This window comes from Alteromonas sp. CyTr2, from assembly GCF_947311905.1.
GTDB classification, from domain to species: domain Bacteria; phylum Pseudomonadota; class Gammaproteobacteria; order Enterobacterales; family Alteromonadaceae; genus Alteromonas; species Alteromonas macleodii.
Genome location: NZ_CAMZMZ010000013.1, coordinates 81251 through 94536 on the forward strand (window position 1 = coordinate 81251; position 13286 = coordinate 94536).

Here is a 13286-nt window from a genome sequence, read left to right on the forward strand (position 1 = left end):
GAGGGAGCTTCTGACAAACGCTCCCTTTCTCATTCTACGGCCTTCCGCTTTACTGAAAATTTCAGAAGTCGTTATCGCTCGCCAACATACTTAAGAATGTCGGTATAAATATCTTCAAGAGTGAGCAAATCAGACACATGAATGTGTTCGTTTATTTGGTGAATGGTGGTGTTTGGCACACCCACTTCAACCACTTGTGTGTGCTCACTAGCAAAAAAACGCCCGTCAGAAGTACCACCAGATGTACTGATAACAGGGTAACGCCCTGTAGCGCCCTTTATCGCTTTTTCTACGCAGGCAATTAAGCAATGCTCCGCATTACTCTTAGGCTTGCTCAAGTAAGCTTCACAGGGTCTTGAAAAGCTAACTTTGGCTTCTGTATCAATGCTATTGATAATACTGCGCAGCAATACCGATAAACTGTTTTGATTAAACTGCCACGAATATCTGACATTAAACTCTATACGAACAGCACTAGGCACTATGTTATCTGTGAAGCTTCCCGTGTCCATGTGTGTTATTTGAAGCGTAGTACCAGGGAAATCATCACTCCCCTTGTCAAATGGGTACTGTGTTAGCGCATTAATCACGTTACTCGCTTTGTGGATAGCATTTACCGCTGTCTTTGGATAAGCCACGTGACCTTGCTTTCCTGCAATATGGATAGTGCCGGAAAGTGAGCCCCTGCGGCCAATCTTAATTGTATCGCCGGTTGATGCAGATGCAGAAGGTTCACCGACTAGGCACATATCAAGCTGGACATTTTTAGATGCCAAATATTCAGCTATCCATTTAGAGCCCCACTCCGCCTCCCCTTCTTCATCACTGGTGATTAGCCACCAGAAAGAGACCTTTTCCTTATCTAACGAGGCAATGATTCGCTCTGTGGCCGCTAGCATGGCTGCGATGCCTGTTTTCATATCGGCAGCACCACGTCCATATAATTTATTTTTGCTAATTACGGGACTAAAAGGCGGTGACTTCCACTTATCAAGAGGACCTGGGGGCACTACATCAGTATGGCCGCTAAATGCAAAGTGATTCGGGCCCTGCCCCCACCTTGCGACGAGGTTGCTCACACCATTAATTGTGTATTTTTCACAAAAGAAACCGAGTTTTTCGAGCTTGTATATCAGGTAACTTTGGCAACCAGCGTCCTGCGGGGTAATCGACGCTCTTGCCATAAGCACTTCGGCAAAATAAATACTGCGAGCTGGCGCTATGGAAGGTAAAGGCTGAATTGACATGCATAAGAAACCTTTATGAAACGTGAGTCTATTACACAAATGTAAAGTGACACGGCAATAACAGATTTACGACAATACCATGACAGCGGACAAGGTAACCTGAAGTTAAAAATAATAAAGGATGACAACAAGGAAGGAGACAATGGGTGAGTTGTCGACTAGGACTGCCTCGTTATGATTTGTCTAAATCAACGCGCGTTGTTATAACTAGAACATAACTTAAAGAAAGGCATTACTGTGTTAAAAATCATTGTTTTAATACCCCTTATTTTGTCACTACTCTGGTTTGGCTATTTACAAGCCAATAAATACACTCTGGAGCAAGGCAAGCAAGGGTTTCTGTACATATTTGTGTTATCTGGTGTTATTGCGGCATTTTATACACTGATGCTGTTCTTAACGAACTAACGCACTTCAAACAAACACCCAATCACTGTGTTGTATAAAAAAAGCCAGCATCTATGAAAGAGGCTGGCTTTTTAGTATTTACCGGTGCCACTGCTAGTCGCAGCGACAGCTTTTACGCAGCAGTGCTTATAACGTCTGTGAGATAGTCACTTCGGCATTTGCGCGAAGCGCATCAATATATTGTTGATAAACGCGCTGGCCTTGTACCTGAGCAAGGCGCTGCTTCAGGCTTTCACCCAACTCATTCTCAAGCTCTGGTGCTGCGTTAACGTTTTCAAGCATAACAACAGCAACGTCACCGTTTACCGTTGTTGCAACATCAACTTTATCTTCGCCTTCAAGGGCAAGAGAGAAAAGCGTGTCAACGAGTGCACGTGCAAGTGTACCGCCCGCTCTCGGAACAGCAGTTGCTGTTTCCCAAGACACAGACTTTTCAGCTAGCTCACTTTCAACGCTTTCTCCAGCACGCACTTTTTGTGCGATATCAAACGCCCAAGCTTCTGCAGCTTCTTTTGACTTTTCAGCCTTAACAGAGGCTTCGATGCCTTCGCGTACTTCTTCAAGAGATTGAGTACGCTGAGGCTGATGCTCAATAACACGCGCAACAACAACGGTTTCGTCGTCTAGCTCTATAATATCGCTATTAAGCCCTTCATCAATAAGTTCAGAAGAGAAAGCAACGTCCAGTAAACCAGGGAAGCTTAGATCAGCAGGTGCGGTGTTGCGACTAAATACCACTGACTCTTGCACAGGCAAATCAACCGCATTCGCTGCATCTTCTAGCGTATCAGGTACTTCAAACGCAATTTCAGCTAACGTATTTTGAAGCTCAAAGTACTTTTCCATAGCCGCGTCATAAAGAAGCGTATCGCGAATCTCACCCGCTACTTCATCGAAAGATTTAACTTGTGCTTCTTTTAAGTCTGTTAACTTGATGATGTGAAAACCAAACTCGGTTTCAACTACGTCGGATACATCGCCAACATTTTGTAAAGCAAAAGCTGCTTCATCAAACGCTGGGTCCATCATTTCTGGTGTAATGAAGTCTAAGTCACCACCGTTTTCGGCAGAGAATGTGTCATCAGAGTTTGCTTCTGCAAGTGCCGCAAAGTCTGCACCGCTGTCGAGTTCTGCTTTTAATGATTCTGCTTTTGCTTTCGCTGCATCGGCATCATCGCCCGCTTCGATAAGAATGTGAGAAACACGGCGCTCTTCTTCTTTGCCGTAGCTTCCCAGGTTATTTTCGTAGTACGTGCGAACCGCTTCTTCATCAACCGAAACGCGATCTTTCAAGTCATCGACACTTAACTTAACGTAAGCAAGTTTAACCTGCTCGTCAGTATCGAAAGAGGCGATGTTGTTATTATAAAAAGCATCAACATCCGCATCTGTCACTTCGATTGAGCCGGCAAATTCATCAGAGCTCACTAGCACGTATTTCGCATCACGAGTTTGGCGCTGTAGCGCATTCGCTTGCTGTACTTCACCGTCCAACGCAAATGAAGAATTCGTTAGCGCTGCAGCCAACTGGTTTTGTGTCATTTGAACGCGCAGATAATCGCGGAAATCGGCCGCTTGGAAGCCGTTTTGACGAAGAATGGCTTGGAAACGTTCGTTATCGAACTGACCACCAAACTGGAACTCAGGCATTTGTGTTATGGTTTCGCGAATTTGTTTATCACTTACGCGCAATCCCATGTCCGTCGCTTGTTGCTGAATTAGTTTTTCAGCAATAAGTCTGTCCAGTACATTTCTTCTGAAATCTGCGAGGTATTGCTCACTAGAGAAAAGCTGTGCGATGCTTTCGCCGTATTGTGACTCCATTTGTGCACGCTGATTCTGATATGCACGCTCTAGTTCTTGTGCCGAAATTTCTTCGCCATTAACAGTAGCTACTGCAGTAGTACCTGATGATGTTAGGTAGCTACCTACACCTGCGAATACGAAACTTAAAACGATAAGCGCGATAATCGCCATCGCCCATGGGCCTTGAGAACCTTCTCTGATTCTTTCTAGCATGATTGTTCTTCAACTCCGTTGCTTACTACAGTTACCTCAAACCATCACAAATCCGTGAGTGCGAGATAAAATAAGCGCTGATTATAACCCAATGCTGCCGAATATAAACGACCAAAACACACTATTTGTACTGTCTTTCGTTAAGTTCGAACGTTGCGAGGACATGTATAAAAATCATCAAGCCTCGAAGGGTTATTTCTACTCTTAAAATATTGGGGTCAGAGTCATTACTCTGACCCCAATATTGAATTCTTTGTTTTAGAAATAAAAAAGGCGATGGACTAGCCATCGCCTTTTTCTATAATTTTTGTGCTTAGTTACAAGCGTCTTTCAGTGCTTTACCAGCTTTGAAAGATGGAACTTTCGCTGCTGAAATCTGAATAGTCTCACCAGTTTGTGGGTTACGGCCACTGCGAGCTGAACGTTCGCGAACTGAGAAAGTACCAAAGCCTACTAGTGCAACTTGGTCGCCGTCTTTAAGCGCCGCAGTTACTGAGTCAGTGAATGCGTCAAGAGCGCGGCCAGCAGCTGCTTTAGAAATGTCTGCACCAGCAGCGATTTGGTCGATAAGTTGAGACTTGTTCACAATTATGATCCCCTTCGATTGTTATTATACTGTTTGTCCAAAACGATTTTGCTTGAACGTTATAGCAAGCTTGATTGTTAACATCAAGCTTCAGTCACAAATAATTAACTTTATTAATGAATCGCTGCAATCCCTTTTGTGGCAAGGCTTCAAGCGAATACCACTTAAAGGTAACACAACTTTTGCGACTTGAAAGCCCTAATTTTAAAAAAATAAGGTTTTCTTTCGCTCAATGCACATTTTTTGTTCAATTATTGCAATTTTATAGCAAAAAAACGGCTACACGCCTTTAAAAACAAAGGATTGTAGCCAGTCGATTAAGTTATTTTTTAACCACCTTGACGCTTTCTACAGGTTCCTGCAGTGCAATATCAAGAACTTCATCAATCCACTTAACCGGATGGATTGATAAATCTTTCTTCACGTTGTCTGGAATTTCTTCCAAATCACGCTCGTTATCCTTTGGAATAACGACAGTTTTAATGCCGCCGCGATGCGCAGCTAATAGTTTTTCTTTAAGTCCACCAATAGCAAGCACCTCACCACGTAGGGTAATTTCACCGGTCATGGCTACATCGCACTTCACAGGGTTACCCGTAAGTGACGAGACAAGTGCAGTACACATAGCAATACCTGCGCTAGGGCCATCTTTCGGCGTAGCACCTTCAGGTACGTGCACGTGAATATCACGTTTCTCGTAGAAGTCATCGTTTACGCGAAGCTTTTCTGCACGACTTCTTACCACCGTCATAGCAGCCTTAATAGACTCTTGCATGACATCACCTAAAGAACCCGTTGATGTCATTTTGCCTTTGCCCGGAACCGACGTTGTTTCAATGGTCAGTAAGTCACCACCTACCTGCGTCCAAGCAAGTCCTGTAACTTGGCCAATTTGATTGTCTTTGTCCGCTTTACCGTAGTCAAAGCGCTGAACGCCAAGATAGTCCTTAAGGTTATCCTGAGTTACGACTACTTTGTCTTTGCTTTTCTTAAGCAAAATATCTTTCACGGCTTTACGGCATACCTTCGATACTTCGCGCTCTAGGCTACGAACCCCGGCTTCACGGGTATAGTATCGAATCATACCGATAACGGCAGAATCGGAAATTTCCAACTCCTTCAATTTAAGCCCATTGCGTTCCATTTGCTTGCCAATTAAATGGTTCTTTGCAATGTTGAGTTTTTCATCTTCTGTGTAGCCAGATAGACGAATTACTTCCATACGGTCAAGTAATGGGCCTGGAATATTCATGCTGTTAGAGGTAGCTACGAACATAACGTCTGACAGGTCGTAGTCGACTTCCAGATAATGATCACTAAAGCTATTGTTTTGCTCTGGATCTAGTACTTCAAGAAGCGCTGACGCAGGGTCGCCTCGCATATCTGATGACATCTTATCGATTTCATCAAGTAAGAAGAGCGGGTTTTTAACCCCTACTTTCGCCATTTTTTGAACTAGCTTACCTGGCAATGAACCAATGTAAGTACGACGGTGACCACGGATTTCAGCTTCGTCACGTACGCCACCTAGTGCCATACGCACATATTTGCGACCTGTCGCTTTAGCTATCGACTGGCCTAATGAAGTTTTACCTACACCTGGAGGACCAACAAGACACAGAATTGGGCCTTTTAGCTTCTTAACACGCTGCTGAACGGCTAAATACTCAAGAATGCGCTCTTTCACTTTCTCAAGGCCGTAGTGGTCTTCGTTAAGCACACCTTCTGCGCGGGAAAGATCTTTCTTAACCGGCGAGCGCTTGTTCCACGGCACGTTAGTCAGCCATTCAATGTAACTTCGAAGCACGGTAGCTTCTGCAGACATTGGTGACATCATCTTAAGCTTTTGAAGTTCAGCTTTCGCTTTATCTTCCGCTTCTTTAGGCATTTTAGCGTCGGCTATCTTTTTAGATAACGCTTCAAATTCATCAGGTGCGTCATCCAGTTCACCCAACTCCTTCTGAATAGCCTTCATCTGCTCATTCAAGTAGTACTCGCGCTGGCTCTTTTCCATTTGCTTTTTAACGCGGGTACGAATTTTCTTTTCGACCTGCAGCAAATCTATTTCGCCTTCCATCAGCGCCATCAGATATTCAAGACGCTCATTGACGCCCTGCATCTCTAACACTTTTTGCTTTTCAGTAAGCTTAAGAGGCATATGTGCAGCCATGGTGTCGGCTAAACGAGGCGCATCTTCAATGCCATTTAGTGATGTCAGTACTTCTGGTGGAATTTTTTTGTTTAGCTTTACATAGCCTTCAAACTGAGAAACCGCAGAGCGAATAAGCACTTCTTGTTCGCTCTCATCAATCTCTTCATCAGTTAGTTTGGCTACATTAGCAACAAAGAACGGCTCTGATTGCTTATAGCTTTCAATTTCACCGCGTACACTACCTTCAACCAGCACTTTAACCGTACCGTCGGGTAGCTTTAGAAGTTGTAGGATAGTAGCAATAGTACCGACGGTATAGATGTCGTCCGCTTCAGGCTCATCTACGCCAGCGTCTTTTTGTGCTACTAGAAAAATTTGTTTGTCATTATCCATTGCCGCTTCTAGACAACGAATTGATTTCTCACGCCCAACAAATAGGGGTATGACCATATGCGGGTAAACAACCACGTCCCGCAAGGCAAGCACAGGAATTTCAATGCGATTTTCACGCTCAACTGTCATACTTGTTCTCAATTAGTTTGAAATGTCATTTTTATATGGGGATGCAAGAGCAAAGTTCAATCGAAACTTATTAAAGTGCGTTAATTCCTTAACCTTACCTTCCCTGCTCTAGGGCCTGTTGACCTTAGTATAACCATTATCGATTTTGCCTCGAATGGCAATACTAAACTCAAAAATCTAGTAGAAAGGATAGCGAGATTTGTTTTAACCGCTCAAATATCACCCACTTTCAAGGTATACCCTTTGGTTAAACGTAGATCAGAATAGACAGCGAAGTCTGAAACTTTGGCTGTTAAAAACAAAAAAAGGCCCTGAAGGGTAATGCCGATCAGTTAAGAGTTTACTGATCGGTTGACCGATCTTTTTAAGGCTTCAAAATCCGGTATCAGGTAACTGATATCGGATTTTTTTATGGACGTTTCTCAAGCTTTAGACATCATCAATACTGTTAAGCAGCCACAAGCTAAAGCGCTGTCTGACCTTATTCCATTAGAGTTGATTGAACAAGCTTATCAGATGTCTGATACAGTCACCTTGCGCAAACGTAAGTTGTCGCTTGAATCACTGGTATGGCTACTTGTAGGCATGGCGCTGTACAATGACAAGTCGATATCTGATGTTGTAAACCAGCTCGATATTGTTGATCGCGAGGGTAAGCCTTTTGTGGCGCCAAGTGCGTTAACACAGCGTCGTAAAACCCTGGGGGAAAGTGGCGCAAAAGCGGTATACCAGCAAATGACCGCGCATTGGCTCAGGCAGGCTAACTTACCTCAGTGGAATGGGCTGACGCTGTTAGGCGTCGATGGTGTCGTCTGGCGTACCGAAGATACGCCAGAAAATACCGACGCGTTTTCACGCCAAAAGGATTCTCTTTACCCGCAAGTAAGAATGGTTTGTCAGATGGAGCTAAGCACTCACCTGATGACGGGAAGCGCGTTTGATAGTTACGCCGTCAACGAAATGAAGCTGGCCGAACAGCTTATCGAAACCACCCCAGATAATAGTGTCACCCTGTTCGATAAAGGGTTTTACTCCCTAGGCCTGTTACATCATTGGCAGCACGAAGGGGAAAACCGGCACTGGCTTATTCCTGTTAAAAAGAACCTGCAATATCAGGAAATTCGCTCTCTAGGGCGCAATGATAAACTGGTCAGTCTGAGCAGTAATCCGCGCTCTAGGAAGTTATGGCCGGGATTACCCGACACCCTGACCGCTCGTATTGTGAGCCGAAAAATCAAAGGCAAAACCTATGAAGTGCTTACGTCAATGACCGATGCCATGCGCTACCCTGCAGCCGATATCGCTGACTTATACGGGCATCGCTGGGAGATCGAGCTGGGCTACAGGGAGCAAAAACAATACATGCTGGGAAACCGTCTGACCCTGCGTAGTCGCCTGCCTGAATTAGTGAAGCAGGAACTGTGGGGCGTATTGCTGACCTACAATCTAGTGCGATACCAGATGGTTCAGATGTGCTTTAACCTTAAAGGAAACTACCTGCCTTACCAGCTAAGTTTTAACGGCGCGCTGGCTCAGGTGACGTCGCTGCTGGTCGGTCTGCCTTATTCAACGCCCGGCGCAATTCCAAGGCAGTATAAATACCTGCATAAAATGGCTGAGAATCTTATTCTGGCTCCACGGCGAGAACGTAGCTTCCCACGAACTGTTAAGAAGAGACCACAGCGATACAGCAGAAAGAAAAATGCCGCTCACCTTAAGTGAACGGCATTAGCCCTGAAGGGCCTTTTTTCACAAAACCAGCATCTATTCAGAGGCGGCTTTCTTTTCGTTGCTGTCGTAAATCAAGATAGGTTTTGATTCACCGCGAATAACGGTTTCATCAATAACCACTTTGCTCACGTCTTCCATTGAAGGAAGGTCGTACATAGTATCAAGCAAAACCGCTTCAACGATTGAGCGAAGACCACGTGCGCCTGTCTTACGATCCATTGCCTTTTTAGCAATAGCATTAAGTGCATCGTCACGGAACTCTAGCTCTACATCTTCCATCGAGAACAATGCACCATATTGCTTGGTGATTGCATTCTTAGGCTCGCGTAGAATTTGAATTAGTGCTTCTTCATTCAACTCTTCAAGGCTTGTTACTACCGGTAGACGTCCAATGAACTCTGGAATCAACCCATATTTCACTAAGTCTTCAGGCTCAACTTGCTTAAACAGTTCGCTGATTTGTTTGCTGTTGTCTTTCGACTTAACCGTAGCACCAAATCCAATACCCGTGTCTTTTTGTGCGCGTTGCTCAATAACTTTATCAAGACCAGCAAACGCACCACCACAGATGAACAATATCTTAGAGGTATCAACCTGCAGGAATTCCTGCTGTGGGTGCTTACGTCCACCTTGCGGAGGAACAGACGCAACCGTACCCTCAATCAGCTTTAGAAGCGCCTGCTGTACACCTTCACCCGAAACGTCACGAGTGATAGATGGGTTGTCTGACTTACGAGAAATCTTATCGATTTCATCGATGTAAACAATTCCGCGCTGCGCTTTCTCTACGTCGTAGTCGCACTTCTGCAGTAACTTCTGGATGATGTTCTCAACGTCTTCACCCACGTAGCCAGCTTCAGTTAGCGTGGTTGCGTCAGCCATGGTGAATGGAACATCAAGCAGGCGCGCTAGGGTTTCCGCTAGCAGCGTTTTACCACTACCGGTAGGTCCTATTAACAAAATATTACTTTTGCCAAGTTCTACGCCTTCGTGAACGTCGCCATTGCGCAAGCGCTTGTAGTGGTTATATACCGCTACTGATAATACCTTCTTTGCATGTTCTTGCCCGATAACGTAATCGTCTAGGTGAGCATGAATTTCACTTGGTTTAGGTAAAGCGTCCTGCTTTTGCTTAGGCGCGATTTCCTTAATTTCTTCGCGAATGATATCGTTACATAACTCAACACACTCGTCACAAATGAATACCGACGGGCCTGCTATTAACTTTCTTACTTCGTGTTGGCTTTTGCCACAAAACGAACAGTACAGTAGCTTATTATCACCGTCACCGCTTTGCTTATCACTCATTACTTTTGCCTCTGCCTTGCCTGAGCCGAAAACCGAAACGTGCTATGCACTGGCTCAGGTCTACTATAACTATACTACTTAGTTGCGGCTACGTCAGATCGATTTGCTAAAACTTGGTCAACAAGGCCATATTCTTTTGCCTCAGTTGCACTCAAGAAGTTATCACGGTCTGTGTCACGCGCGACTTTTTCATAGTCTTGACCAGTATGGTCCGCCATAAGGCGATTCAATTTCTCTTTAATAGACAGAATTTCTTTCGCGTGTATTTCAAAATCAGATGCCTGACCTTGGAAACCACCAAGCGGTTGGTGAATCATTACGCGCGAGTTAGGTAGACAGTAGCGCTTACCTTTTGCTCCTGCAGATAGTAGAAATGCGCCCATGCTTGCAGCTTGGCCCATACATACTGTACTCACGTCTGGCTTGATAAACTTCATCGTATCGTAAATTGCCATGCCAGCAGTTACCGAACCGCCTGGTGAGTTAATGTATAAGAAAATATCTTTCTCTGGGTTTTCAGCTTCTAAGAACAACATTTGAGCAACGATGAGGTTGGCCATGTGATCTTCAACTTGTCCTACCAAGAAAATTACGTTTTCTTTCAATAGACGAGAATAAATGTCGTATGAGCGCTCACCTTTAGAGGTTTGCTCAACAACCATAGGGACAAGTGCATTCATTGGGTCAAACGGGGTATTAGTCATAGCTACCTTGATTATCTAGCGTTAAAAACAAAAATGCTCGGAAGGCTCCGAGCATTTAAGCAGTTGCTGACAAGTAATGTCAATCAGACAGTAAAAAATTACGCCTGTTTGTTCATAACCTTGTCAAAAGCTTTAGTTACTTCGGTAACTTTTGCTTGCTCAAGAACCCACTCAATAGCTTGTTCTTCTAGTGCAACGTTCTGCATTTGTTGCATAAGCTCTTGGTTGTTGTTGTAGTAATCAACAACTTCTTGCGGATCTTCATACGCTGAAGCAGCAGTTTCGATCATCTCGTTAACTTTAGCTTCGTCTGCTTTAAGTTCGTTCTGCTTGATCACTTCACCTAGAAGAAGACCAATAGATACGCGACGTTTAGCGTTGTCAGTAAACAATTCAGCAGGTAGGTCTGGAAGGTTCTGACCACCGCCTTGTTGGCTGAAACGTTGTTTAGCTTGCTCTCGAAGTGCGTTCACTTCTTGATCGATAAGCGCTTGAGGAATATCAATCTCGTTAGCTTCAACTAGCTTAGCAATAACGTCTTCTTTAACTTGCGCTTTTAGCGTCTGGTTTAGTTCACGCTGCATGTTCTTACGAACTTCTGCTTTAAGCGCGTCAACACCGCCTTCTTCAACACCGAATAGTTTAGCAAACTCTTCGTCAACTTTTGGAAGATTTAGGCCTTCTACTTTCTTAACGGTAGTTTGGAAAACTGCATCTTTACCTTTTAGGTTTTCTGCGTGGTAGTCTTCAGGGAAAGTTACTTCGATAGTCACTTCTTCACCCGCTTTCGCGCCAACAAGAGGCTTTTCGAAACCAGGGATCATGCGATCTTTACCTAGCTCAAGAGCGAAGTCTTCTGCTTTACCACCTTCAAACTCTTCACCGTCGATAGAACCGACGAAGTCGATGATAACTTTGTCGTCTTTCTTCGCTTTACGCTTAACTTCTTTCCAAGTCGCGTGCTGCTTCTGAAGTGTTTCCATCATGTTATCTAGATCTTCGTCAGTAATTTCTACTACTGGCTTTTCGATTTCGATATCGCTAACACCTTTCACTTCTACTTCTGGGTAAACTTCGAAAGATGCTGTGAATTCTAGGTCCTGACCGTCTTCGTCTTTAGTCAATTCAAACTTCGGCATACCAGCAGGCTGAATTTCTTCTTGAATCACTGCTTGGTAGAAGTTTTGCTGCATAACATCGCCAGCAACTTCTTGGCGAACAGCTTGGCCGAAACGCTTTTTGATAACGCTTACAGGAACTTTACCTGGACGGAAGCCGTTGATGCGTTGTGTTTTCGCCAATTGCTGTAGACGTGACTTAACTGCTGAATCAACCGTGTCAGATGGAACGGTGATAGTAAGACGGCGTTCTAAACCCTGGGTCGTCTCGACTGAAACTTGCATTATGTTACCTCAACTATACGCCTCTGTAGGCGTTTTGTTCTCAATCCCCTCTCCCGTCATGCAAGAATTGCATATCACTCCGGGGTAGAGGTCGTTATTCGACGTTTATAAAATCAAACTTAGGACACGAAATTGTGCCAAAAAGCCAACCCGAAACAAACGTACTGGTTAAAAAAAGACGCGGTAGTATACAGCCGCATACCACAAGAGTCGAGAGGCAAACACAAGTTTGTAACAACCATTTGAACGCATTTTGACCAAATAGCGAAGCTAATAGTCTAAATAGCGAAAAAAACAGAATTTATGCGAATTTATTGAGCAATGAATAATAAAGAGGAGAGAAAGATAATGGTCGGTGAGACAGGATTTGAACCTGCGACCCCTTGTACCCAAAACAAGTGCGCTACCAAGCTGCGCCACTCACCGACAGATATATCTTTTTGAAAAGCCCTGCGAGAGCTTTAAATATGGTGCGGAAGGAGAGACTTGAACTCTCACGCCGTGAAGCACTGGAACCTAAATCCAGCGTGTCTACCAATTCCACCACTTCCGCGTAGACGCTAGCTATAATAGTCATTCAAAAAGAATGGCTGGGGTAACAGGACTCGAACCTATGAATGGCGGGATCAAAACCCGCTGCCTTACCAACTTGGCTATACCCCAAATGGTGCGGAAGGAGAGACTTGAACTCTCACGCCGTGAAGCACTGGAACCTAAATCCAGCGTGTCTACCAATTCCACCACTTCCGCGAAAAAGTGGGGTGGACGATGGGACTTGAACCCACGACAACCGGAATCACAATCCGGGGCTCTACCAACTGAGCTACGCCCACCATAGTAATCCTGTTCAGACTTATGTGTGAATTGAAAAACACATAAGCGCCTACCGAGCTGTCAGGAACTTACATGGCTACTCGGTAGTTAATGTCGACTCATACCCTAGCCCATAGAGGATTTATCACTAATGGCTAAAAGTATTTACTGAATCTAAGAAAGCATAAATGGTCGGTGAGACAGGATTTGAACCTGCGACCCCTTGTACCCAAAACAAGTGCGCTACCAAGCTGCGCCACTCACCGACTGGAATGCTTACATTAAGCTTTTGATAAAGCTTGAAAACATGGTGCGGAAGGAGAGACTTGAACTCTCACGCCGTGAAGCACTGGAACCTAAATCCAGCGTGTCTACCAATTCCACCACTTCCGC

Annotated in this window: 8 protein-coding genes and 7 tRNA genes; 1 reads left to right on the top strand and 14 read right to left on the bottom strand. The window is 44.5% G+C overall.

Annotation, left to right across the window (positions count from 1 at the left end; translation table 11 throughout):
• Window positions 1–71: 71 nt before the first annotated feature.
• From dapE to lon, 4 genes are all read right to left on the bottom strand, one after another.
• Entirely contained in the window at window positions 72–1247 is a 1176-nt protein-coding gene (gene dapE, locus QME20_RS09420) for a succinyl-diaminopimelate desuccinylase (protein ID WP_281715835.1), read from the bottom strand.
• Window positions 1248–1781: 534 nt separating this feature from the next.
• Window positions 1782–3674: a SurA N-terminal domain-containing protein gene (locus tag QME20_RS09425; RefSeq protein ID WP_281715836.1), complete on the bottom strand. Its 1893-nt coding sequence runs from the start codon at window positions 3672–3674 to the stop codon at window positions 1782–1784.
• A 313-nt stretch (window positions 3675–3987) separates the two neighbouring features.
• On the bottom strand, window positions 3988–4260 hold the full coding sequence (gene hupB, locus QME20_RS09430; RefSeq protein ID WP_012518978.1) for a nucleoid-associated protein HU-beta: 273 nt from the start codon (window positions 4258–4260) through the stop codon (window positions 3988–3990).
• Between the two features lie 322 nt (window positions 4261–4582).
• Window positions 4583–6934, bottom strand: a complete 2352-nt coding sequence (gene lon / locus QME20_RS09435; RefSeq protein WP_281715837.1) for an endopeptidase La — start codon at window positions 6932–6934, stop codon at window positions 4583–4585.
• Between the two features lie 411 nt (window positions 6935–7345).
• Between lon and QME20_RS09440 the strand changes: the two genes are divergently transcribed.
• The gene (locus tag QME20_RS09440; protein ID WP_281715838.1) at window positions 7346–8656 is read left to right on the top strand and encodes an IS4 family transposase; all 1311 of its coding nucleotides are present in this window, start codon (window positions 7346–7348) and stop codon (window positions 8654–8656) included.
• A 42-nt stretch (window positions 8657–8698) separates the two neighbouring features.
• Here the strand turns inward: QME20_RS09440 and clpX are convergent, their stop codons facing one another.
• The 10 genes from clpX to QME20_RS09490 all read right to left on the bottom strand — a co-directional run bounded on the left by clpX (window position 8699) and on the right by QME20_RS09490 (window position 13286).
• The gene (gene clpX, locus QME20_RS09445; protein WP_014950146.1) at window positions 8699–9973 is read right to left on the bottom strand and encodes an ATP-dependent protease ATP-binding subunit ClpX; all 1275 of its coding nucleotides are present in this window, start codon (window positions 9971–9973) and stop codon (window positions 8699–8701) included.
• Between the two features lie 74 nt (window positions 9974–10047).
• Window positions 10048–10677 (bottom strand): ATP-dependent Clp endopeptidase proteolytic subunit ClpP, encoded by a 630-nt coding sequence (gene clpP / locus QME20_RS09450; protein ID WP_014950147.1) that lies wholly within the window; start codon window positions 10675–10677, stop codon window positions 10048–10050.
• A gap of 98 nt (window positions 10678–10775) precedes the next feature.
• Complete coding sequence (tig, locus tag QME20_RS09455; RefSeq protein WP_061095497.1) at window positions 10776–12080, bottom strand: trigger factor; 1305 nt, start codon at window positions 12078–12080, stop codon at window positions 10776–10778.
• A 349-nt stretch (window positions 12081–12429) separates the two neighbouring features.
• Window positions 12430–12506 (bottom strand) — tRNA-Pro (locus tag QME20_RS09460).
• A 42-nt stretch (window positions 12507–12548) separates the two neighbouring features.
• Window positions 12549–12633 (bottom strand) — tRNA-Leu (locus QME20_RS09465).
• Between the two features lie 34 nt (window positions 12634–12667).
• Window positions 12668–12743 (bottom strand) — tRNA-Gln (locus QME20_RS09470).
• A gap of 2 nt (window positions 12744–12745) precedes the next feature.
• Window positions 12746–12830 (bottom strand) — tRNA-Leu (locus tag QME20_RS09475).
• A 7-nt stretch (window positions 12831–12837) separates the two neighbouring features.
• Window positions 12838–12913, bottom strand: a tRNA-His gene (locus QME20_RS09480).
• Between the two features lie 169 nt (window positions 12914–13082).
• Window positions 13083–13159, bottom strand: a tRNA-Pro gene (locus QME20_RS09485).
• Between the two features lie 42 nt (window positions 13160–13201).
• Window positions 13202–13286 (bottom strand) — tRNA-Leu (locus tag QME20_RS09490).